The organism is Rhodococcus artemisiae (assembly GCF_036327795.1).
In the GTDB taxonomy this organism is placed as follows: Bacteria; Actinomycetota; Actinomycetes; order Mycobacteriales; family Mycobacteriaceae; genus Rhodococcus; species Rhodococcus artemisiae.
In genome coordinates this window covers 481,459-502,925 of sequence record NZ_JAUTXY010000003.1, presented here as the reverse complement: position 1 = coordinate 502,925, position 21,467 = coordinate 481,459, and the positions used below count along the sequence as shown (strand labels likewise).

The window sequence follows — 21,467 nt, the reverse complement described above, 5'->3', positions numbered from 1 at the left end:
AGATCCTGATCGAATGCGTATTTCCTCTCCCCCGGTCAGACATGCTCGGGCTCCCTGACCTCCCCCTGCGTTGCGCCCTGCTCGGCAGCTTCCGCTGCGAGACGCTGCCCCAGCACGGATTTGCGACGACCGTAGGCGAAGTAGACAACCACACCCAGCGCCATCCACACCGCGAACCGGATCCACGTCTCCACAGAAAGGTTCAGCATCAGCCAGCCACACGCGATCACAGCGAGGATCGGAACCCACGGCATGAGCGGCACCCGGAATCCACGCGGTAGGTCGGGACGGGTACGGCGGAGCACCATGACGCCGACACACACGAGGACGAATGCGAACAGTGTGCCGATATTGACCATCTCTTCGAGCACGCCCATCGGGAACACCGCGGCGAGGGCCGCCACCACACCGCCGACAATCAATGTGATGCGCACGGGAACACCCTTGTGGTTCGTCCTGGCGAGCTTGCGCGTCACCAGCCCGTCCCTCGACATTGCGAACAACACTCGCGTCTGACCGAGCATCATCACCATGACGACCGTGGTGAGTCCGGCGAGACCGCCTACATTGATGACCATCTGTGCCCAGCCGATACCGTGAGCCTCGAATGCGGTGGCGAGGGTGGCACTTCCGTCCCCGACGAGCGCGCTCCCCGTCCTCAGGTCGGTGTACTTGACCATGCCGGTCAGCACGAGAGTGACACCGACATAGAGCACGGTGACGATCGCGAGCGACCCGAGAATTCCGCGCGGGAGTGCTTTCTGAGGGTGCTTGGTCTCTTCGGCAGTCGTAGCGACCACATCGAATCCGATGAAAGCGAAGAACACGAGACTCGCGGCGGCCAGGAGTCCGTACCATCCGTAGCTGCTGCCGTCAGCTCCGGTGAGCGCGGAGAAGAGCGACTGGTGCACACCGTGCGCGACATCCTGAGATTCTTCGGCCGGCGGAACGTACGGCGAGTAATTGCTCTTGTCGATGTAGAAAATGCCGACGACGATGACGAGTACCACCACAGCGACCTTGATCGCGGTGACGACCGCCGACACCCGCGACGACACCTTCGTGCCGATCGCGAGCACGATCGTGATTGCACCGACGATGAGCAGCGCACCCCAGTCGACGGAAATCGGCCCCAGATCGACCGTGGAACTTCCACCGAACATGCCTCCCAGATACAGCGACCACCCCTTGGCGACCACGGCAGAGGCCAGAGCGAATTCGAGGATCAGATCCCACCCGATGATCCAGGCGACGAACTCACCGAAAGTGGCATAGGAGAACGTGTATGCGCTCCCTGCGACAGGAACGGCAGACGCGAACTCCGCGTAGCACAGCGCGGCGAGCCCACAGGCGATCGCAGCGAGCACGAACGCCAGCGAGATGGACGGCCCGGCAACGTTACCGGCGGTGCGAGCAGTGAGGGTGAAGATGCCGGCACCGACGACGACGGCGACACCGAAAATCGTGAGGTCCTTGGCAGTCAGCTCTTTTCGTAGCCGCGAGCAGGGTTCGTCGGTATCCGCGATCGATTGTTCGACGGATTTGGTGCGCCATATGCCTACTCCGGGCATGGCGTGCTCCTCGGGATGGGTTGTGGTGCCCGCCGAACCCTGTGGGTGACCGGCAGGGCGAAACAGCTCACGGGATACGCGCGCAGTACTGTCGGCTGCATTTGCATGAGCATTTCAATGCGGCAATCATGGCACTGTAGTGATCCGTGTCAAGGACTTTCGATTCAGCTGATCGATATGTTCAAATAGTGATGCGCATCACAAGAGAAAGGGTGTCATCGTGTTCAGTCTCGACCGGCTCGACACAGCTCTCCTCGCAGAGCTCACGCACAACCCGAGGGCAGGTATCGTCGATCTCTCGGCCAAGCTCGGCGTCGCGCGCAACACCGTCCAATCGCGGATCAAGAAACTCGAAGAATCGGGCGCGGTCACCGGATACCGGCCGGTCGTCGACCTCCCCAAGCTGGGCCTACCCCTCCAGGCATTCATCGGCGCCGAACTCGTCCAGGCGCGGATGGGCCTCGTCATCGCCGAACTCGAGCGATTCCCCGAGATCCTCGAAGTGCACGCGACGACAGGGCGGGAGGATCTCCTGATCAGAATGGCCGCACAGTCACAGGAAGACCTGCTGCAGGTCCTCGAACGCATCCACGGCATCGAAGGGGTCGCGCACACCACCACGACCCTGGCGCTCACCACCCCCGTGGCATATCGCACGCAGCCGCTGCTCGAACATCTCACCCGGGATGCAGGACACGGACGCTCGGCTCCGTCCACCCGGCCCTGACGGTCATCGGCACCACACAGCTCTACATACGACGCGCTGTATACACAACATGGAGGGAGTCACCCGCGGGCGACTCCCTCCATGATTTCCACGTCACACAGAATTTCTACGTCACACAGGATCGATGCGCTGCTCCGCAATCCGGTTCGCGGCAGCGCCGGGTGTGATATCCAGTACCCCCGACAGATCGAAGATCTCGACAGTTCGATCGAATATTCCGTCCACCCGAGCACGGACAGTGGCGGCGTCCGAGCCGTCGACCTCCCCCGCGACCTGGATCAGCCCACCGGCATTCGCCACGTAATCGGGAACCCAGATAATACCGCGACCACGCAGGATCTCCTCGACGGCGGGATCGGCCAACTGATTGTTGGCTGCACCGCATACCAATTGAGCGTCGAGAACACCCCCGGTCGTCGCCGTGAGTGTGCCGCCGAGCGCGCATGGGGCATAGACATCCAGAGAGGACGTGAGGACTCCGTCCGCCACCTTCACCGACGGGAAGTCCGATGCGACACGGGCCAGTGCGACAGGGTCCACGTCGGACACGACGATGTGGGCGCCATCGCGGGCGAGTAGTTCGACGAGCCGGTAGCCGACCTTGCCCAATCCTTCGACGCCCACTCTGTGCCCGGCGAGAGTGTCTCTCCCCCAGACAGTCCGGGCGCCCGCCCTCATCGCCTGGAACACCCCGAGCGCCGTCAATGGTGAGCTGTCGCCGGATCCCCCCGCCGCGGTCGTCCGGCCGACCGCATGCGCGGTATGCGTTCCGATCACGTCGAGGTCGCCGGCGTGGGTGCCTACATCGGCGGCGGTGATATAGCGGCCACCGAGCGACTCGACGAACCGCCCGTACGCGGCGAGCAACTCGTTGCTCTTGTCGACGGCCGGATCACCCAGGATGACGGCCTTTCCGCCACCGAGGTTCACTCCCGCTGCTGCCGCCTTGTAGGTCATTCCCCAAGAGAGTCGCAGCACGTCCTCGAGCGCCGTCGCTTCGTCGGGGTAGGGATAGAAGCGGGTGCCGCCGAGGGCCGGCCCGAGAGCCGTCGAGTGGACCGCGATGATCGCGCGGAGGCCGGTCGCGGCATCCTCGTGGAACACGACCTGTTCGTGCGGCCGGTCGGTCAGGCGCCGAGAGCGACCGAAGACGCCGAGAGCGGGATCGGTGACGGTCGGGCGGGCAGCGGTGGACGTGGTCACGTTCGGGTTCCCTTCAGAGGATGTGAATCGGATTGCAGGAGAAGACAACTCAGAAATCGGCATCGACGCCGAGTTCTTCGAGCCGGGCGCAATACTGTTCGACGGAGCGCAGTTTGATGTCCTCGTAGCCACGCACCATGTCCGGAAGTTCTGCGATCAGGACGGCACGGTCGTACGAGCCGGCACTCAGATCGGCGACGATCTGCTCGATCACGGCGGTGTAGTGCGCGAGCAGTGCACGTTCGATCCGCCGGACGTGGGCGTAACCGAACGGATCGAACCGGGTACCACGCAAGCGCTTCGCTTTTGCGAGCATCCGCAGGGTCGAATGCGACTTCGGTCCGAATCCGACCTTCTTGCGGCGTCCGAGCGCCCGCAGCACAGGCGGATGCAGCCGGTAGGTGAGCTGATACCCACCGGGCACCTGGGCTTGCACGGCGTCGACGAAGGCAGGGTCGACGAGCATCCGCGCGACCTCGTACTCGTCCTTGTAGGCCGTGAGTTTGAACAGGCCTCGGGCCACGGCCTCACTGAGGTCGGTGCGGTCGGTGAGACGACGTTCGGCCGCCCACACGGAGTGCACCCGTTCGATGTACCGCGCTGCGAGCGCCTCGTCCTGGAAATCGATGAGAGCGGCGGCGCGGATCTTCACCAGTCGCTGCACTTCCCCGTGAAAGGAAGTGCCGTCGAACAACCGGTCGGGCGCCACTGCCACAGGGCGGTCGCGGCGTGACGGTTCGGTGGCAGCGCGGAATGCATCGGGATCGGCGATCGCGGCGCGCCCCCACCGGAATGCAGCGATATTGGTTGCCGCCGCGACGCCGTTGATCTCGATCGCTTCCTCGACAGCGGCGGCCGGGATCTGCAGTCCGCCGAGTTGGTGCGCCGCTCCCACGATCAGGAAGTTCGCCGCAGCCGTCTCACCGAACAGCGCCTGCGATGCGGCGAGCGCGTCGAACGAGGCCAGCTCGCGCGTGGTCGCCTCGAGCCGTGCGAGCAGACCGTCCTCATCGGGATGACGGATCGACCGGTCGTACACCATGTCTCCGGTGGGTGTGCGGCTCGTCGACGCGACCGCGACGGTCGCGGCGCTGTCGGCGTAGGCGAGATTCTTCGGATCGGTGGCGGTGAGCAGATCCAGCGCAAGCAGGCAGGATGCCCCGCCGGTGCCGACGCGGTTGCCCGGTTCGAGATCGCCCACCGCGAAACGCAGGTGGGATACCACCGGACCGGCCTTCTGGCTCATCCCGATCTGGTCGAGCGATTCGACATCGAATCCGGCACGCAGCGCAGCAGTGGCCAGTACCTGGTTGACGGTGACGATGCCGGTGCCCCCGATCCCGGCGAGGAAGACGTTGCTGGTTCCGGCCGGGACGTCACCGGCGATGTCCGGTACGGCGGGCGGTGTCGGGGCGGTACGCCGCTCGAGCGTGCCTTCCGGCGCTGCCTCGACCGTCACGAAAGACGGGCAGTCCCCGTCGAGGCACGAATAGTCGGTATTGCACGACGTCTGATCGATTCGCGTCTTGGATCCGAATTCGGTGTCGACCGGCTGGACCGACAGGCAGTTGCTCTTGACGCCGCAGTCTCCGCATCCCTCACAGACCGCCTCGTTGACGACCACGCGGGTGGTGCGGGTGGGCAGAGTGCCGCGCTTGCGCTGACGACGTGCATCGGCCGCGCAGTGCTGGTCGTAGATGAGCACAGTGACGCCCGGAACCTCACGCAATAGTTTCTGCGCTTCGTCGAGCCTGTCGCGGTGCCACACCACAGTGCCGCGTGCGAGGGACCGCTTACGATGCCGCGTGGGGTCGTCCGAACAGATGATGATCTTACGAACGCCTTCGGTGGTCAGCTTGTGGGTCAGGGCGGGGATCTTCAGGGCACCTTCGGCGTCCTGCGCGCCCGTCATCGCGACGACGTCGTTGTAGAGCAGCTTGTAGGTGATGTTCACCCCGGCGGCGACACACGCCTGGATGGCAAGCTGACCGGAATGGAAGAAGGTTCCGTCGCCGATGTTCTGGAACATGTGCCCCACGTCGGTGAACGGCGCCTGCCCGATCCATTGAGCACCCTCCCCACCCATCTGGGTCAGGCCCGTCACGGCGCTGTCGGTGCGCCCGGACAGGGTGACAAGGGTGTGGCAGCCGATTCCGCCGCCGCCGATCGATCCCTCGGGTAGGGCGGTGGAGCGGTTGTGGGGGCAGCCGCTGCAGAAATACGGGGTGCGCGAGGTGGAGAGGACTTCGAGTGGTAGTTGCGGGAGGGGCCCCGGCCCGAGTTCGATGTACTTGCGCAACACCCGACGCAGCGGTCCGCGGATCCGGCCGGCGGTCAGTTCACCGTCGAAAGGCACGAGCGGACGCCCGTCGACATCCTTCTTCCCGAGGATGCGCGGTGCCGAGTCCGTGCCGTAGAGGATCTCTCGGATCTGGGTTTCGACGAAGGCCGTCTTGTCCTCCACGACGATCAGCTCGTCGAGTCCACGCGCGAAATCCCGGACGAGGTCCGGACCGACGGGGTAGGGCATTCCGATACGCAGCAACCGAATTCCTGCGCGGTGCAGGTCCGCATCGGCGACGCCGAGGTCGAGCAACGCCTGCCGCGTCGCGTCGAAGGTGGTTCCGGTGGCAGCGAGGCCGATCCGAGCGTGTGGTGGGTCGATCTCGATGACGTCGAGTGCGTTGGCCTTGCCGTAGGCCAGGACGGTCTTCCATCGCGGCCCGTACAGGTCCGCCTCGGCGATCACGCTGTCGCCGGGTGCCGCCATGGGACGCTGACGGTACGTGAACGGGCGTCCCTCCCACTCGATGTCGGGCACGGTGATGGGCAGATCCGCCACCGACCCTTCGATCGACCAGGCTCCGTCGGCGACATCGGCGACGATCTTGAGTGCGACCACGCACCCCGATGCGCGCGACAAGGCGACACCGTGAAGTCCCATCGTGACGATCTCGGCGGCGTTGCGCGGGAACAGCACGGGGATTCCCAGTGCAGCGAGGGATCGTTCACTCACGGCGGGCACGGTGGAAGATTTCGACGCCGGGTCGTCTCCGACCATCAGCAGCATTCCGCCGTTCGGGTCGACGCCGTACATGTTGGCATGACGCAACGCGTCGGTGGCGCGGTCGAGTCCGGGCCCCTTGCCGTACCAGACGCCGACCACTCCGTCGTGGGTGCGCGTACCGGCCCCGAGCTGCCCCTGACTTCCCCATACCGAGGTCGCCGCGAGTTCCTCGTTCAATCCGGGGGTGAAGGTGATGTCGTGCTCAGCGAGCACCTTCGGCATGCCGTGCAGCATCTTGTCGAGACCGCCGAGGGGGCTGCCTTGGTACCCGGAGACGAATGTGGCGACGCGGCGCCCGTCGCGGATGTCACGCACGTGCTGTTCCACGAGTTGCCGTGCAATCGCCTGCACTCCGGTGAGCAGCACCGTACCCGAGCCTGCCCGGTACCGGTCGTCGAGATCGTAGGGATGTCGTTCACTTCCGCGGATCACGGTCTCCGTCATCGTGCACCACCATTCCTTCGTGCGACGCTCGTGCCCATCGCGCCGCTTCGATCAGATCATTTGGTGCAGCAATATTGGGTTCAACTACCAGAACAAGTCAACAGACGACCAAACAACGAATCATAATGTCATTATGTGACCCACGGCACATCCTCTGGATGCACACCGTGATCAGCTACAGCGCCCAGCCCTCACCGATAGCGGGCCGTTCCACACTCACGGAAACCACTTGCACACGCGCGTACAGTAAATGATGTACGACACATTTTGCCGAAAGCCCCGGCAGAATTGTCGAGGGTGCGTTATGGCCCCCTAGTTCTTGCAGCCGAGGGGGTCTGTGCTCGTGCGGGGGCGGGAGATCAGCGCATCCGGTCGACAGATGGACGCGTCGTCGCTCTGCCGACCCCGAACACCGGGCACACCGGGTACCGGCACGCCTGGGCAGAGCACTGAATACCGACCTGTCTCCGAAAGGAGGCCGTCATGCGTACGACTCTTTCGGTCGCGGCGTGTGCAGCCGCCGGGGCCTTGCTACTGAGCCCTCTGGCGGCGGGGATCGCAGCAGCACAGAATGCACCGAACACCGTGGGAATGTCCCAGGAACAGGCCACCAGGACGTTGACCGACGCAAATGTGCCCTGGCGCATCATCAGTCGCGCCGGCAGCACCCTTCAGGATTGCACGGTGACCGAGCAACGCGACCGCGGTTACGTCACCGAGACCGACTACGAATGGGACTACGACAAACAGGAATGGAAGAAAGTGGAAACCGAGGTGTGGCGGGGTGTCGGGCTGATCATCTTGTGCAACTGAAGACGATGTGCGAGGCCGTATTGCTCGGCTACGGGCGAAACCTCACAGCTCACGGAATCTCGGAATCAAATGCTCGGCAACGTGCTTCGCCTCGTCGATGAGCGGCCAGCCGGCCAGAATCAGGGACGTAAGCCCCGTCTTGTCCCGTAATCTCCGTACGTGCCCGGTGATCTCGTCGGGCGTGCCCGCGTAATACACGGCCGACGAGCCGGTCGCGAAAATGTCCAGCGGCGACCATGCCGTGATGCCGGCATAGAGTCCATCACCGAGGTACAGATCCTCGGGCTCGGGCAGCTTTCCGGCGTTGATCGTGTCGACCCAGCATTGACGTTGCGCGTCTCGGGCAACGAAGGTGGTCAGGTCCTGTTGTCCGTGGGTGCGACGACGGACCGCACTGTCGAGCACCTCGCGGATCCGGTCGATGCCGGCGTCCTCGAACAACGACCGGAACCGATCGAGCGCCTCGGCCTGTGTCGGCCGCACGATGACGCCCGACAACGCACCGAAGTCGGTGTATTCGCGCCCTTGGGCTGCCGCGGACTCACGGGCTGCAGTGAACTTGGCGTCGACGAAGGCCGTCTCGCGCAACATGATCAGGTAGGCGTCGAGCACCTTGCCGGCGTTCTCCAGCCCGGCCGGTGAATCGCCAGTACCCCACAGGGGTACCGTATGACCACCGGAGGGCGGGTCGATGCGCAGCGGCGTGTTCGGGAAGTTCGATTCCGTACCCTCGGCGTAGATGCGATGGAAGTCGGCCCAGTACTGCTCGCCGAGTTCGTAGCGCCGGTCGTGCTCGACGTTCATGTCGTACTTGGTGAGGATGTTCTCGCGTCCGTTGACGGAGTTGATCATCAGTCGGCCGCCACTGAAGGCGTCGAAGGTCAGCGCCTTCTCGGCGAGCAAACGGGCCGGTGTCATATTGGCGTACACCGCGACGAGGAACTTCATCCGGCTGGTGTGCGCGGCAGCCCAGGTCGCGGAGATGAATGGATCGTTCGGCCAGGTCGCGACGAGCGCGCCGTCGAAACCACCATCATCGATCGTCTTGGCGAGCTCGATCTGCCGGTTCCCGTCCACGGGAAACAGCCCGTCGGGGCTCCACGGATAGTCGCCGTCGGCCTGAGTGAGGTACCAGAAAGTCTTGACTCCCATCAGTTCTCGTCCTTCTTCGGCAGCTCGAATGCCTCGATACGGGCGCGGTGGCGCAAGGCGTCGACGTCGACCGCGTACAGCGCGTCGAGGTAGGCCACCGCGAACGACCCAGGACCGGTCGAGTTCTGCTCGGCGATCTCGGCTGCGACGGCAACGTGCGTGTGTGCCGCGGCCAATCCGATCAGTGCGGTGGGCGCGACCGCAAGGTAGGCCGCGACGAGGCCGCCGAGCGAGCACCCGGTGGAGGTCACGCGGGGCAGCATGGCGCTGCCGCCCGCGATGCGCACTCCGGTGACCGCACCGTCGCGACCACGGCCCACCAAGTAGTCGACCGGTCCCGACGCGGACACCGCATCGGAATACTCGAGCAGGGCGAGCGCCGCCGGGATCGCCGCCGCCGCTTCGTCGGCGCTGTCGACGCCGCGCGTGTCGCCGCCCCGGCCCGCGAGCGCGATGATCTCCGAGGCATTGCCACGGACCGCGGTGGGACGATAGGCGAGCAGGTCCGCGGCGAGTCCGGTGCGCCACGGCAGCCCACCGACACCGACCGGGTCGAGCACCCATGGCGTCCCCGCATCGTGGGCGGCCTCTGCCGCGGCGATGAAGGCAGCAGCGGTTCCGTCGTCGGGTGTCCCGAGGTTGATCAGCACTCCCCCGGCGATACGCGCGAAGCCGCCTGCTTCGTGGACATTGTCGATATGGGCGTTGCTGGCACCCGCCGCGAGCAGAACATTGGTCAGGAAGTTCGCGGACACGATGTTGGTCAACGAGTGCACGAGCGGTGTGCGTGCACGCAGCGTGTCGAGAGCATCTGCGAGGTCATCGATTGTCGGCACGTTCGTCGTGGAGGTCATAAGGTTCCTGTCACGGGGGTGTCGGGTCTGGCTGGACGTCGGAGTCGGCACGCACGGCAGCGGGGACATCGCGGAGCGGGGTACGGCGTCATCGGTTTCCTCCCTCGTCCGAGATCATCGGCAGCGTCGGGTCCGCGGTCCACTCTGCGAGGGATCCGTCGTACACCGCGACGTCGTCGTGACCGGTCCGCACCAGAGCGAGCGCGACCAGGCACGCGGACACCCCGCCACCGCAGTAGACGATGAGGGGTTGCTCCGTCCCCGACAGCACGGCCTCGGACAGGGCGGCCAGTTCCGTGCGGGGACGCAGAACTCCGGCGCCGAGGAGCCTCTTTGCCGGCAGGTTCAGGCTGCCGGGAATACGGCCGCGCCTGGCATACCGCGTCGTTGCGGTGCCCGCGAACTGCTCGGGATCGAGCGCGCAGAGCAGCGTTCCCGATTCCGAACCCGCGCTGACCCCGAGGACGTCGTCGCGGTCGCGCCACAGGCCGTGGTCGGTGACCTTCGCCGGCTCGATTGCCGCCGGCGGTGCGGACTCCTCCGAGGAGAGTGGAAGACCGAGTTCGGTCCAGCGCGCGAGCCCGCCGTCGAGGACCCGCGCGCGAATACCGATGTTGCGCAGCATCCACCACACCCGCGACGCCCAGGTCATCTCGCCCGCGTCGTACACCACGATGTCGGTGCCGGGTCCGACACCGATGCGTGCGAGCTCGGCGGAGAGATGTTCGGGATCCGGTCGCGTGAAGTGCAGCGGACCATCCGGCGCACTGAACTCGCCGAGTAGATCGATGTGAACGGCACCCGGTATGTGCGCTCGACCCCAGATGGAGCGCCCGGATTCGGGGCGATAGTCGCCGTCGAACCGCGGTTTCGGAAACAACACGGTGGCATCGAGCACCACGACAGCTGCGAGGTCGCGCGCAAGATCCTCGGCGACCACGACGTCGTCGCCCCGGAAATCACAGCCCCGGGAATCGCGGCCCCGTGCCGTCCTCGGCTTCTCCTCGATCACGTCAGCGACGCTAAACGACGAATAACGTATACGCAAGTATCCGTTTGTCTACGATGGCATAATCTCCGCATACACCGAACCAGCGGACAGGAGCGCGATGACCGACCGGGAGACCACGGCCGACCTGACCGGCTCATTGCTCGGAGAGCTTCCCACCGGACGCGACGACCAGACGTCGAAGCAGTACCTGCGGCTGCGCGCCGACATCCTCGCGGGCAAGTTCCCGAGCGGCGCTGCACTGCACGAGACTCAGCTCAGCGACACCTACGGAGCTTCGCGCACCCCCATCCGGGAAGCCCTGAACTGGCTCGCCCACGACGGACTGCTCGAACGCGCCACTCGGGGGTTCCGGGTCCGGTCGGGGACCCCGGAGGATGTCATCGAGATCTACGCCGCGCGCGTGGCCCTCGAATCCGAAGCCGCCGGAGCCGCCGCGATCCGCCACACCGAGCTCGACCTGGCCCGGCTCGAACAGCTCCATACCTTCTGCTGCTCGGCCTCCGACGACACCGAGGTCCGGGCAGGCAACTTCCGATTCCACGAAGCACTGTGGCAGGCCGCGCACAATGCGACCATCACCGCACTTCTCATCCGGCTGACCACACAGCTACGGATCTACGATTCGGGCCCGCCCTCGACCTATGGCGAACCCGACGTACTCAACGGCGAACACGACCTCATTCTGAAAGCGCTCCGCGCGCGCGACGAGTCGGCCGCCCGCAAGCACATGCGAATACACCTCGAACGCAGCCGCGAACAGCGCATCAAGATGTTCGCCGGAGGTTGAGGGTCGGCACGAACACCTCAGTGCCCGTTCGTTTCCCCACCGAATACCCGCTCGACAACACCTCGCGCACGACGCGTGACGCGCAGGTAGTTGTCGAGGAACTCGGACGCGTCATCGCTGTGTTCGCCGGCCGCGCTCGCCACAGCCGCGAGCTGTCGCCCCGGCCCCGGAAGCTGATCACTCGGCTTTCCCCGCACCAGGACGAGGGCGTTGCGCGCACGGGTCGCGGTGATCCACGCGTCCCGGAGCAAATCGACGTCGGCCGCGCTGATGAGCTCGGCCGCACCGATCGCATCGAGTGTCTCCAGGGTCGACGTATTGCGCAGTGCCTCGATCTCGTGCGCGTGCTGGAGTTGCAGCAATTGCACTGTCCATTCGACGTCGGACAGTCCGCCACGCCCCAGTTTCGTGTGGGTGGCAGGATCGGCACCGCGTGGAAGCCGTTCGGAGTCCATCCGCGCTTTGATCCGACGGATTTCTCGCACCGCCTCCTGAGTGACCCCGCCCTCGGGGTAACGCACGCGGTCGATCATGTGGAGGAACCGGAGCCCGAGGTCGGGGTCGCCCGCGACAGTATGGGCACGCAGCAACGCCTGGACCTCCCACGTCTCTGCCCACTGCGTGTAGTAGGCCTCGTAGGATTTGAAGGTGCGCACGAGCGCTCCACTGCGCCCCTCGGGGCGTAGGTCGAGATCGACTTCGAGCGGTGGGTCGGTGCTCGGAGCGCCCAGGAGTCTACGGACCTGCTCGGCAACGGACACCGCCCATTTCACTGCGACGGTCTCGTCGGCGCCGGGAAGCGGTTCGCATACGAACAACACGTCGGCATCCGATCCGTAGCCGAGCTCGGCGCCACCGAGCCGGCCCATACCTATCACCGCGATTCGTGCCGGGGCCAGGCCCTTCTCGCGCTCGGATCCCCGGATCACCGCGGCCAGTGCCGCTTCCAGAACCGCCGACCAGACGGACGAGAGTGCTTCGCACACTTCTGGAACCGACAGCATCCCGAGAAGGTCGGCACTCGCGACGCGCGCGAGTTCCGCGCGACGCAGTGAACGGGCCGCAGCGATCGCACGAGACGGATCGTCGTAACGGGACGACGACGTGACGATCGCCTTCCCCACCTCGGTGGGTTTCGGTTCGAGGAGGCGCGGTCCCGTGGAGGCATCGGCGTAGAGCCGGATGACATCGGGTGCCTTGATGAGCAACTCGGGCACGTACGCGGACGTTCCCAGTACCTTCATCAGGCGTTCCGCGACCGACGGCTCGTCGCGCAGTACCCGCAGAAACCACACCGTGTCGTACAGCGCGTCGGACAGTCGCCGGTAGGCGAGCAGTCCGCCATCCGGATCGACTGTCTCACCGAGAGATTCGAGCAACTGCGGAAGCAGCAGGGCTTGAATTCTCGCCTTGCGCGACGCGCCCCCGGACAGCGCGGTGAGATGCTCGAGGGCATGCTCGGGTGCGGTGTAGCCGAGGGCCGCGAGCTGCCGAACAGCGGCGTCCGGCGACAATCGCACTGCGTCCTTGTCGAGCCTGGTCACCGATTCGAGCAGTGGCCGATAGAACAACCGCGCGTGAAGCCGACGGATCCGCGCCGAGTTGCGTTTGATCTCGGATTGGAGGACGCCGAGCGAATCCTTCCGTCCGTCCGGCCGCATGTGTGCCGCGCGTGCGAGCCAACGCAGGTTCTCTCGGTCGTCCGGAGGCGGGAGGGTATGGGTGCGCTTGAGTCGCTGGAGTTGCAGACGGTGTTCGAGCAAGCGGAGGAACTCGTACGACGCGCGCAGGTTCGCAGCATCGTCACGCCCGACGTAGCCACCGTCGGCGAGCGCGGACAGGGCCTCCACGGTGTTGGGCACGCGCAACGATTCGTCAGTACGTCCGTGCACCATCTGCAGCAGTTGTACTGCGAATTCGACGTCGCGCAGACTGCCTTTTCCGAGTTTGAGTTCCCGTTCGCGCAGATCCGCGGGGACGAGTTCTTCCACCCGTCGGCGCATCGCCTGCACCTCCGGCACAAATGCTTCGCGCTCCGAGGCCGTCCACACCAACGGACTCAAGGCCTCGATGTAGCGGCGACCCAGGTCGAGATCGCCGGTCATCGGCCTGGCCTTGAGGAGTGCCTGGAACTCCCACGTCTTGGCCCACCGGTTGTAGTAGGCCACATGAGATTCGAGGGTACGCACCAATTCGCCGCGTTTACCCTCGGGCCGCAGCGCGGCGTCGACTTCGAAGAACGCCGAGGTTCCGATTCGCATCATCTCGCCCGCGATACGGCTGGCTCTCGCATCGGCCGGTTCGGCAACGAAGATCACATCGACATCACTGACGTAATTGAGTTCGCGCGCGCCACACTTGCCCATCGCGATGACCGCGATGTCAGTGGGACAGGGTCCGTCCGGGACGACGGTGGCGAACGCTACCGCGAGCGCCGCGGTCAACGCGGCGTCGGCGAGGTCGGCCAGCCTCTCCCCGACCTCGAGGTACGGCACCACGGGTTCGTTCTCGACGGTCGCGGCGAGGTCGGCTGCTGCGATGAGCATCAGCTGATCGCGGTATGCCGTCCGCAACGCCGCAACGGCCTCCGGGCCTGTGATCCCGGCTCGGTGGATCAGCCGATTGGTTCGCCCTCCGGTCTCCGGAACCGACTCGACGCTGTCGAGCATCCGAACCGTGAACGTGTGTCGGTCGGGTAGTTCGAGAGATCCGGCGAGCATCCGCCACCGGTCGGGGTGCGCGACCACGTGGTCGCCGAACGCCGCTGACGAGCCGAACAGGGCGAGCAGTCGCCCCCGGAGGCCCTTGTCGGTGCGCAGCGCCGCGTCGAGTTCGGTCCACCCGTCCTCGCCGAGCACGTCGGCGAGGCGGCTCATGGTCCGCAATGCGAGATCGGCGTTGGGAGCCCTGGACAACGCCCACATCAGTTCGATGCTCTCGACGTCCGTCCACCCCAATTGCGCCAGCTCGTCGGCTGCGGTGCGCTCGACGAGTCCGAGCCGGCCGGGACCAGGTACGGCGGAGCGCGCAGACGGCGGCTTCACCATGGCGTCTACAGCCCCAGGTACTGCTCGAGCTCGAATGGAGTCACCTGGCTCCGGTAGTTCTCCCATTCCCGCCACTTGTTGCGCAGGAAGTAGTCGAACACATGCTCGCCGAGAGTTTCGGCGACCAGTTCCGAATTCTCCATCTCACGCAACGCGATGTCGAGGTCGGTGGGCAGTTCCTTGTACCCCATCGCCCGGCGTTCGGCGGCCGTCAGTGACCACACGTCGTCCTCGGCCTCGGGCGCGAGGGTGTAACCCTTCTCGATTCCACGCAGACCGGCCGCAACGAGCACCGCGAACGCGAGGTACGGATTGCAGGCAGAGTCCGGGGTCCGGATCTCGACTCGGCGCGACGACGCCTTGTTCGGGGTGTACATCGGAACACGGACGAGCGCCGACCGGTTGGACGGCCCCCAGCACGCTGCGGTGGGAGCCTCACCGCCGTGCACGATGCGCTTGTAGGAATTGACCCACTGATTGGTCACCGCGCTGATCTCCGGGGCATGCTCGAGAATGCCGGCAATGAAGGCCTTGCCGGTCGCCGAGAGCTGCAACGGATCGTCCGGATCGTGGAAGGCGTTGGTCTCGCCTTCGAACAGCGACATGTGGGTGTGCATCGCAGATCCCGCGTACTGCTGGAAGGGCTTGGGCATGAACGTCGCCCGCACGCCCTCCGCCATCGCGATCTCCTTGACCACGTAGCGGAAGGTCATCACGTTGTCGGCCATCGAGAGCGCGTCGGCGTACCGCAGGTCGATCTCCTGCTGTCCGGGCGCGGTCTCGTGATGGCTGAACTCGACGGAGATTCCCATCGATTCGAGTGCGTCGATGGCGTGGCGACGGAAGTGCGGCGCCGAACGGTGGACCGACTGGTCGAAGTAGCCCCCGTCGTCGGCCGGAACCGGTGGTGCACCGGGTTCACCGTTCTCGACGAGGAAGAACTCGATCTCGGGGTGCACGTAGCAGCTGAAGCCCAGATCGCTCGCCTTGTTGAGCTGGCGACGCAGCACGTGCCGCGGGTCGGCCCAACTCGGGGTGCCGCCCGGCATGGTGATGTCGCAGAACATCCGCGCCGAATACTGGTGTCCGCGGTCATCGGTCCAGGGCAGGACCTGGAAGGTCGTGGCATCGGGACGCGCGACCATGTCGGCCTCGGAGATGCGGGAGAAACCCTCGATGGCCGAACCGTCGAAGCCGATGCCCTCTTCGAAGGCACCCTCGAGTTCGGCAGGGGCGATCGCCACGGATTTGAGGGTCCCGACCACGTCGGTGAACCACAGGCGCACGAACCGAATGTCGCGCTCTTCGAGGGTGCGGAGCACGAACTCCTTCTGGCGATCCATATCGGCGAGCGTAGGCATGATCCGTTAATTCCGTGTTACATCGGCCGTTCCCGTTCGTGGCGTGTCGGTCACACCGACTCCGGGTCAGCAGTGAGGGTCGGTCTCGGGCACCTCGAGATCGATGAAGTACCTGGTCACAACGTCGTCCACGCAGGAGATCCCATCCAGCACCACGGTGTGCTGGTTTCCGTCGAAGCTCACCAGCGCACCCCCGAGCTGGCGCGCCAGATCTGCCCCGGCCTGGTACGGCGTGGCGGGATCACCGGTCGTCGAGACCACGAGTACAGGAGCGAGGTCCGGCACGTCGGGGGTGTGCGGTTCTCCGGTCGCCGGAACGGGCCAGAATGCGCACACGTCCAGGGGAGCCTCCCCGGTTCCGCGTCCGTCGTCGAGGAACGGGGCCGCCTGCCGGAAACGCACATCGAGTTCACCGGCGACGGCGCGGTCGATGACAGGCTGGTCGTCGACGCATCGGACGGCGTTGAACGCGTCGTTGATGCTGCTGTAGGTGCCGTCGTCCTCGCGGCCCTCGTACAGGTCGGCGAGCCGGAGCAGTGTGTCGCCGTTGCCGTCGGCGAGAGAGCTCAGCCCACCTCGCAGCGACCCCCAGAGCGCCGACGAGTACAGGCCCTGTTGCACTCCGGTGATCGCGTCGCGGTAGCTCAGGCCGCGCGGATCGGTAGTGCCGGCAGGCTCCGCGATCAGCGGATCGACGATCTGATGGAACCGGGCCGACGCCTGCGCAGGGTCGTTGCCCAGTGGGCAGTCGCTGCGTCCGACGCAGTCGGCAGCGAACTCGTCGAACGCCTTCTGGAATCCTTCGGCCTGAAGCACGATCTCCTCGACCGGGTCCTGCTCGGGGTCGATAGCGCCGTCGAGGACCATCGCGCGCACCCGATCCGGGAAGGTTTCCGCATAGACGGTGCCGAGTCTGGTTCCGTACGAGTATCCGAGGAAGTTCAGGGAGTCGTCTCCGAGCACACCCCGGATCACATCCATGTCCCGCACCACGTCCGCCGTACCGACATGCGCGAGCAGATCCTCGCCGGTGCGTTCGGCGCACAACTGCGCGTACTCGCGGTTACGTTTCTCGGACGCCTCGATCCCCTCGGGACTGCGATCTCCGTCGTCGACAGCGCGATCGGCGTCGGTCTCCGCGGCAGTGAGGCAGCGGACCTGCGGATCGGAGGAACCGATGCCGCGCGGATCGAATCCCACGATGTCGAACTGTGCGGCCAGCTCGGTGCCTGCCGCGGCGAGCACGGTCGACAACCCCGATGCGCCGGGTCCGCCGGGGTTGACCAGGACCGAACCGATCCGCTCGTCGTCGGCCGCGATCCGCGACATCGCGAGGGTCGCCGTCGGCCCGTCCGGGTCGTCGTAGTCCAGCGGCACCGAGATCCGGCCGCACTGTGCACCGCTGCGAGCCAGGATCGGGCCGTCGACGCCGAAGCCGCCGCAGTCGCCCCACTCGACGCCCTGTGTATAGAACTGCGCCAGCTCCTCCGGCACCGCAACGGTGGACGGCGCTCGCTCCTCGGTCGCGGTGCCGGCGCATCCCGCCAGCACCAGAGCGCCCACAGCGGCGAGGACAGCGGACAGACGACTGGGGCGCACACGCGCGGAAACCGGCATCCGTGGATCGTGCCATGTCCACCACTCGGTCTCGATGTGTGTCCGTACGCCGTTCGTATGTGACCAACCCCACCACCTCGAGGCCTTAGCGGCAGCCGAGCCCGGTGGCACACTGAGACTGTCATCACCCGCCCGGGGACCCTCAGAAGGGCCTCGAGGAAGAAAGAGACAATGATGTCGGAAAATGTGACGTCCGTGTACGGTGGCGGCTCCGCCCCGGCAAACACCCCCAAGCGCAAGACGCGAGTCCACCATCTGCAGACAATGAAGGCCGAAGGCACCCGCTGGGCGGAGCTGACCGCGTACGACTACTCCACCGCCCGCATCTTCGAAGAGGCCGGGATTCCGGTACTCCTGGTCGGCGACTCGGCCGCCAACGTCGTCTACGGCTACGACACCACGGTGCCGGTGACCGTCGACGAACTGCTCCCGCTGGTCCGCGGCGTCGTACGCGGCGCTCCGCACGCTCTCGTGATCGCCGACCTGCCTTTCGGCACCTACGAGGCGTCCCCCGAACAGGCCCTCACCACCGCCATCCGGTTCATGAAGGAAGGCGGCGCACACGCCGTCAAACTCGAAGGCGGCGAGCGCATCGCACCTCAGATCGCTGCACTCACCGCAGCCGGTATCCCCGTACAGGCACATATCGGCTTCACTCCGCAATCCGTCAACACCCTCGGCGGATTCCGGGTGCAAGGACGCGGCGACGGCGCCGAGCAGCTCATTGCCGACGCCATCGCAGTCCAGGAAGCCGGAGCATTCTCCGTCGTGATGGAGATGGTTCCCGCCGAACTCGCCGGCCAGGTCACCCGCAAGCTGACCATTCCCACCGTCGGCATCGGCGCCGGCAACGAATGCGACGCGCAGGTCCTCGTCTGGCAGGACATGGCCGGGTACACGAACGGCAAGACCGCGAAGTTCGTCAAGAAATTCGGGTCTGTCGGCGACGAGTTGCGTAATGCCGCAGCGCAGTACGCATCGGAAGTGGTCGGCGGGAGCTTCCCCGGCCCAGAACATTCCTTCTGAGACCGCTCGTCCGACCCAAGCGCTGACGACCCCGCGACGGTAAATTGCGGGTAATGAGTACGCCGTGGCACGCGCTCGAGTCGGGTGAAACCCTCACTCGACTCGACGCATCCGCCGCGGGTCTCGATTCGGCCGAGGCCGCCCGCCGGCTTGCAGAGCGCGGCCCGAACAGCCTCCCCACGCCCCGTTCGGACCGCTGGTGGTGGCGTCTGCTGCGCCAGTTCCACAATGTCCTGTTGTACGTGATGATGGGCGCTGCCATCGTCACGTCGTTTCTCGAACACTGGATCGACACCGCCGTCCTGCTCGGCGCCGTCGTCGTCAATGCCCTGATCGGCTTCATCCAGGAAGGTCGAGCAGAATCGGCGCTCGACTCGATCCGATCGATGCTCGCACCACACACACGGGTTCGCCGGGACGGCAGGATCGTCGACATCGGGGCGGTGGATCTCGTACCCGGCGATGTGGTCCGGCTCGTGTCCGGCGACCGGGTCCCCGCAGATCTGCGTCTGATCCGCGCCCGTGATCTCCGCATCGACGAGGCCGCACTGACCGGCGAATCCCTCCCCGTGGAGAAGTCGACCTTGCCCGTCGACGAAGACAGCGAACTCGGTGACCGCCGCTCCTCCTGCTATGCCGGGACGGTCGCGGTGTTCGGTCAGGGCGACGGGGTCGTCGTCGCCACCGGCACCGACACCGAACTCGGCCGCATCAACGCGCTGCTGACGGGCATCGACACCACGACCACACCGCTGCTGCGTCAGATCGCAGGTTTCGGGCGCTGGCTCGCGGCGGTGATCCTGGTCGCTGCGGCGGCCACGTACGCCTTCGGGGTAGTCGTACGTGGCGAGACCCCGGCCGAGATGTTCACGATGGCCGTGGCACTGGCGGCCTCCGCGATACCCGAGGGTCTACCCGCGGTCATGACGGTGACGCTCTCTCTCGGCGTCCAACGCATGGCGCAACGCCACGCCGTCGTGCGCAGGCTCCCGGCGGTCGAGACACTCGGTTCCGTCACGGTGATCTGTTCCGACAAGACGGGCACCCTCACCCGCAACGAGATGACCGTCCAGAAGGTCGTCGGCGCGTCCCGCACGATCGATGTGGGAGGAGTCGGCTATGCGCCCGTCGGCACCCTGACCACCGGGGATGGAACCACAGTCACCAGGGAGTCGTCCGCCGCGCTGGACCTCGCCATCCGGACCGGGGTGCTGTGCAACGATTCGAAGGTGTTCGAGGCCGACGGGTCGTGGGAGATCGACGGCGATCCCACCGAGGCCGCTTTGCTGGTCCTCGGCAGGAAAGCAGGCCTGTCCGCGGACGCAGCCACCGCCGCATGGCCGCGTCTCGATGTCGTCCCGTTCGAGTCCGAACACCGCTTCATGGCAACCCTCCACCGCCACGACGACGGACGACGCGAACGGATCCTCCTCAAAGGCGCCCCCGAAAGTGTGCTCTCGGCATGCACACACCAACTCGACGACAGAAACGACCAACACCCCGTCGACATCGCATACTGGGATCGTCGCGCCAGGGAGGTTGCCGCACAGGGATTGCGATTGCTGGCGCTGGCGTACCGCGACCGCGAGCCCGCGACAGGAACACTCGAATTCGAGGACGCACACCAAGGCTTCACCATTCTTGCGCTCGTCGGCATCATCGACCCGCCCCGCGAGGATGCCGTCGTCGCAGTGCGCGAATGCCACCGCGCCGGGATCGAGGTCAAGATGATCACCGGCGATCACGCCGACACGGCCGCAGAGATCGGCGCCCAGATGGGCCTGGGCGTCGGCAGGGCACCGGTGACAGGTGCGCAGATCGAGGCCCTCGACGACACGGCATTGCGCCACGTCGTCACCGAAACCGACGTATTCGCACGCGCGAGCCCCGAACACAAGCTGCGTCTGGTCCGTGCCCTGCAGGACAACGGCGAGGTCGTGGCCATGACCGGCGACGGGGTCAACGATGCCCCTGCTCTCACCCGCGCCGACGTCGGCGTCGCAATGGGTGAGGGCGGCACCGAGGCAGCCAAGGAATCGGCCGACATGGTGCTCGCGGACGACAACTTCGCCAGCATCGCAGCTGCCGTGCGCGAGGGCCGTGGAGTCTACGACAACATCAAGAAGTTCGTGTTGTTCATGCTGCCCACCAACGGCGGCGAAGCACTCGTGGTCATCGCCGCCATCGTGTTCCAGCTGACCCTTCCGATGACTCCCGCCCAGGTGCTGTGGATCAACCTCGCCACCGTGAGTACCCTCGGTCTCGCATTGGCTTTCGAACCCACCGAGAAGACAGTGATGCAGCGTGCGCCTCGTCCGCCGGGACAGTCACTGATGACCCCGTTCTTCGTGTGGCGGGTGGCGATGGTGTCCGTACTGATGATGACCGGCTCTCTGGGGTTGTTCCTGTGGGAGCTCGAATCCGGCACCTCGGTCGAGGTCGCACGCACCGTCGCGGTCAACGCGATCGTCGTTGCCGAGATGTTCTACCTGTTCAACAGCCGCCGCATCTACAACTCCGTGCTCGACCGCGAAGGAATGCTCGGAAGCCCCTACGTCCTCGGCGCCGTCGCGGTGTGTGCTCTCCTGCAGTTGCTCTTCACATACGCACCGTTCATGCAGGCGGTTTTCGGTTCGGCGGCACTGACTCTTGCCGACTGGGGCAAAGTACTCGGCGCAGGTCTGCTGGTGTTCGTGGTTGCGGAATCGGAGAAATGGGTGGTTCGCCGCGTACGCCGCTCACGGATGCGAGAGCGGTCATCGGCATCTGCACTGTCATGATCGGCG

14 protein-coding genes are annotated in these 21,467 nt (G+C 65.7%); 5 read left to right on the top strand and 9 right to left on the bottom strand.

Annotation, left to right across the window (positions count from 1 at the left end; translation table 11 throughout):
- Window positions 1-35: 35 nt before the first annotated feature.
- On the bottom strand, window positions 36-1,571 hold the full coding sequence (locus Q7514_RS09920; RefSeq protein ID WP_330133056.1) for an amino acid permease: 1,536 nt from the start codon (window positions 1,569-1,571) through the stop codon (window positions 36-38).
- A 220-nt stretch (window positions 1,572-1,791) separates the two neighbouring features.
- On the opposite strand from Q7514_RS09920, the gene Q7514_RS09915 reads away from it, so the two are divergent.
- The gene (locus Q7514_RS09915; RefSeq protein ID WP_330133055.1) at window positions 1,792-2,298 is read left to right on the top strand and encodes an Lrp/AsnC family transcriptional regulator; all 507 of its coding nucleotides are present in this window, start codon (window positions 1,792-1,794) and stop codon (window positions 2,296-2,298) included.
- 111 nt (window positions 2,299-2,409) lie between these two features.
- Here the strand turns inward: Q7514_RS09915 and Q7514_RS09910 are convergent, their stop codons facing one another.
- Window positions 2,410-3,501, bottom strand: coding sequence for a Glu/Leu/Phe/Val family dehydrogenase (locus Q7514_RS09910; protein WP_330133054.1), 1,092 nt, complete (start codon window positions 3,499-3,501; stop codon window positions 2,410-2,412).
- Window positions 3,502-3,550: 49 nt separating this feature from the next.
- On the bottom strand, window positions 3,551-7,012 hold the full coding sequence (locus tag Q7514_RS09905) for an indolepyruvate ferredoxin oxidoreductase family protein (RefSeq protein ID WP_330133053.1): 3,462 nt from the start codon (window positions 7,010-7,012) through the stop codon (window positions 3,551-3,553).
- 483 nt (window positions 7,013-7,495) lie between these two features.
- Here Q7514_RS09905 and Q7514_RS09900 point away from each other — a divergent pair, with 483 nt between their 5' ends.
- Window positions 7,496-7,825: a hypothetical protein gene (locus Q7514_RS09900; protein WP_330133052.1), complete on the top strand. Its 330-nt coding sequence runs from the start codon at window positions 7,496-7,498 to the stop codon at window positions 7,823-7,825.
- Between the two features lie 42 nt (window positions 7,826-7,867).
- Here the strand turns inward: Q7514_RS09900 and Q7514_RS09895 are convergent, their stop codons facing one another.
- From Q7514_RS09895 to Q7514_RS09885, 3 genes are all read right to left on the bottom strand, one after another.
- On the bottom strand, window positions 7,868-8,977 hold the full coding sequence (locus Q7514_RS09895) for an LLM class flavin-dependent oxidoreductase (protein WP_330133051.1): 1,110 nt from the start codon (window positions 8,975-8,977) through the stop codon (window positions 7,868-7,870).
- Window positions 8,977-9,831: a hydroxyethylthiazole kinase gene (thiM, locus tag Q7514_RS09890; protein WP_330133050.1), complete on the bottom strand. Its 855-nt coding sequence runs from the start codon at window positions 9,829-9,831 to the stop codon at window positions 8,977-8,979. Before thiM ends, Q7514_RS09895 begins: the two co-directional genes overlap by 1 nt.
- A gap of 88 nt (window positions 9,832-9,919) precedes the next feature.
- Window positions 9,920-10,843, bottom strand: a complete 924-nt coding sequence (locus Q7514_RS09885; RefSeq protein ID WP_330133049.1) for a sulfurtransferase — start codon at window positions 10,841-10,843, stop codon at window positions 9,920-9,922.
- Between the two features lie 97 nt (window positions 10,844-10,940).
- Here Q7514_RS09885 and Q7514_RS09880 point away from each other — a divergent pair, with 97 nt between their 5' ends.
- The gene (locus tag Q7514_RS09880) at window positions 10,941-11,630 is read left to right on the top strand and encodes a GntR family transcriptional regulator (RefSeq protein WP_330133048.1); all 690 of its coding nucleotides are present in this window, start codon (window positions 10,941-10,943) and stop codon (window positions 11,628-11,630) included.
- A 17-nt stretch (window positions 11,631-11,647) separates the two neighbouring features.
- Here the strand turns inward: Q7514_RS09880 and Q7514_RS09875 are convergent, their stop codons facing one another.
- The 3 genes from Q7514_RS09875 to Q7514_RS09865 all read right to left on the bottom strand — a co-directional run bounded on the left by Q7514_RS09875 (window position 11,648) and on the right by Q7514_RS09865 (window position 17,655).
- A complete protein-coding gene (locus tag Q7514_RS09875) occupies window positions 11,648-14,677 on the bottom strand; it encodes a bifunctional [glutamine synthetase] adenylyltransferase/[glutamine synthetase]-adenylyl-L-tyrosine phosphorylase (RefSeq protein ID WP_330133047.1) in 3,030 nt (1,009 codons plus the stop codon).
- Between the two features lie 5 nt (window positions 14,678-14,682).
- Window positions 14,683-16,020 (bottom strand): glutamine synthetase family protein, encoded by a 1,338-nt coding sequence (locus tag Q7514_RS09870; protein ID WP_054713617.1) that lies wholly within the window; start codon window positions 16,018-16,020, stop codon window positions 14,683-14,685.
- A gap of 84 nt (window positions 16,021-16,104) precedes the next feature.
- Window positions 16,105-17,655: an alpha/beta hydrolase gene (locus tag Q7514_RS09865; protein WP_330133046.1), complete on the bottom strand. Its 1,551-nt coding sequence runs from the start codon at window positions 17,653-17,655 to the stop codon at window positions 16,105-16,107.
- A 174-nt stretch (window positions 17,656-17,829) separates the two neighbouring features.
- On the opposite strand from Q7514_RS09865, the gene panB reads away from it, so the two are divergent.
- Window positions 17,830-18,681 carry a 3-methyl-2-oxobutanoate hydroxymethyltransferase gene (panB, locus tag Q7514_RS09860; RefSeq protein WP_330133107.1) on the top strand — a complete coding sequence of 284 codons (852 nt, stop codon included), beginning with the start codon at window positions 17,830-17,832 and terminating at the stop codon, window positions 18,679-18,681.
- A 53-nt stretch (window positions 18,682-18,734) separates the two neighbouring features.
- The gene (locus tag Q7514_RS09855; RefSeq protein ID WP_330133045.1) at window positions 18,735-21,461 is read left to right on the top strand and encodes a cation-transporting P-type ATPase; all 2,727 of its coding nucleotides are present in this window, start codon (window positions 18,735-18,737) and stop codon (window positions 21,459-21,461) included.
- The last annotated feature ends 6 nt before the right edge of the window (window positions 21,462-21,467 follow it).

Coding starts and splice junctions, on each gene's coding strand:
- Q7514_RS09920 (WP_330133056.1), bottom strand. CDS start 1,571: ATGCCCGGAGTAGGCATATGGCGCACCAAATCCGTCGAACAATCGATC.
- Q7514_RS09905 (WP_330133053.1), bottom strand. CDS start 7,012: ATGACGGAGACCGTGATCCGCGGAAGTGAACGACATCCCTACGATCTC.
- Q7514_RS09900 (WP_330133052.1), top strand. CDS start 7,496: ATGCGTACGACTCTTTCGGTCGCGGCGTGTGCAGCCGCCGGGGCCTTG.
- Q7514_RS09895 (WP_330133051.1), bottom strand. CDS start 8,977: ATGGGAGTCAAGACTTTCTGGTACCTCACTCAGGCCGACGGCGACTAT.
- thiM (WP_330133050.1), bottom strand. CDS start 9,831: ATGACCTCCACGACGAACGTGCCGACAATCGATGACCTCGCAGATGCT.
- Q7514_RS09880 (WP_330133048.1), top strand. CDS start 10,941: ATGACCGACCGGGAGACCACGGCCGACCTGACCGGCTCATTGCTCGGA.
- Q7514_RS09875 (WP_330133047.1), bottom strand. CDS start 14,677: ATGGTGAAGCCGCCGTCTGCGCGCTCCGCCGTACCTGGTCCCGGCCGG.
- Q7514_RS09870 (WP_054713617.1), bottom strand. CDS start 16,020: ATGGATCGCCAGAAGGAGTTCGTGCTCCGCACCCTCGAAGAGCGCGAC.
- Q7514_RS09865 (WP_330133046.1), bottom strand. CDS start 17,655: ATGCCGGTTTCCGCGCGTGTGCGCCCCAGTCGTCTGTCCGCTGTCCTC.
- panB (WP_330133107.1), top strand. CDS start 17,830: ATGTCGGAAAATGTGACGTCCGTGTACGGTGGCGGCTCCGCCCCGGCA.
- Q7514_RS09855 (WP_330133045.1), top strand. CDS start 18,735: ATGAGTACGCCGTGGCACGCGCTCGAGTCGGGTGAAACCCTCACTCGA.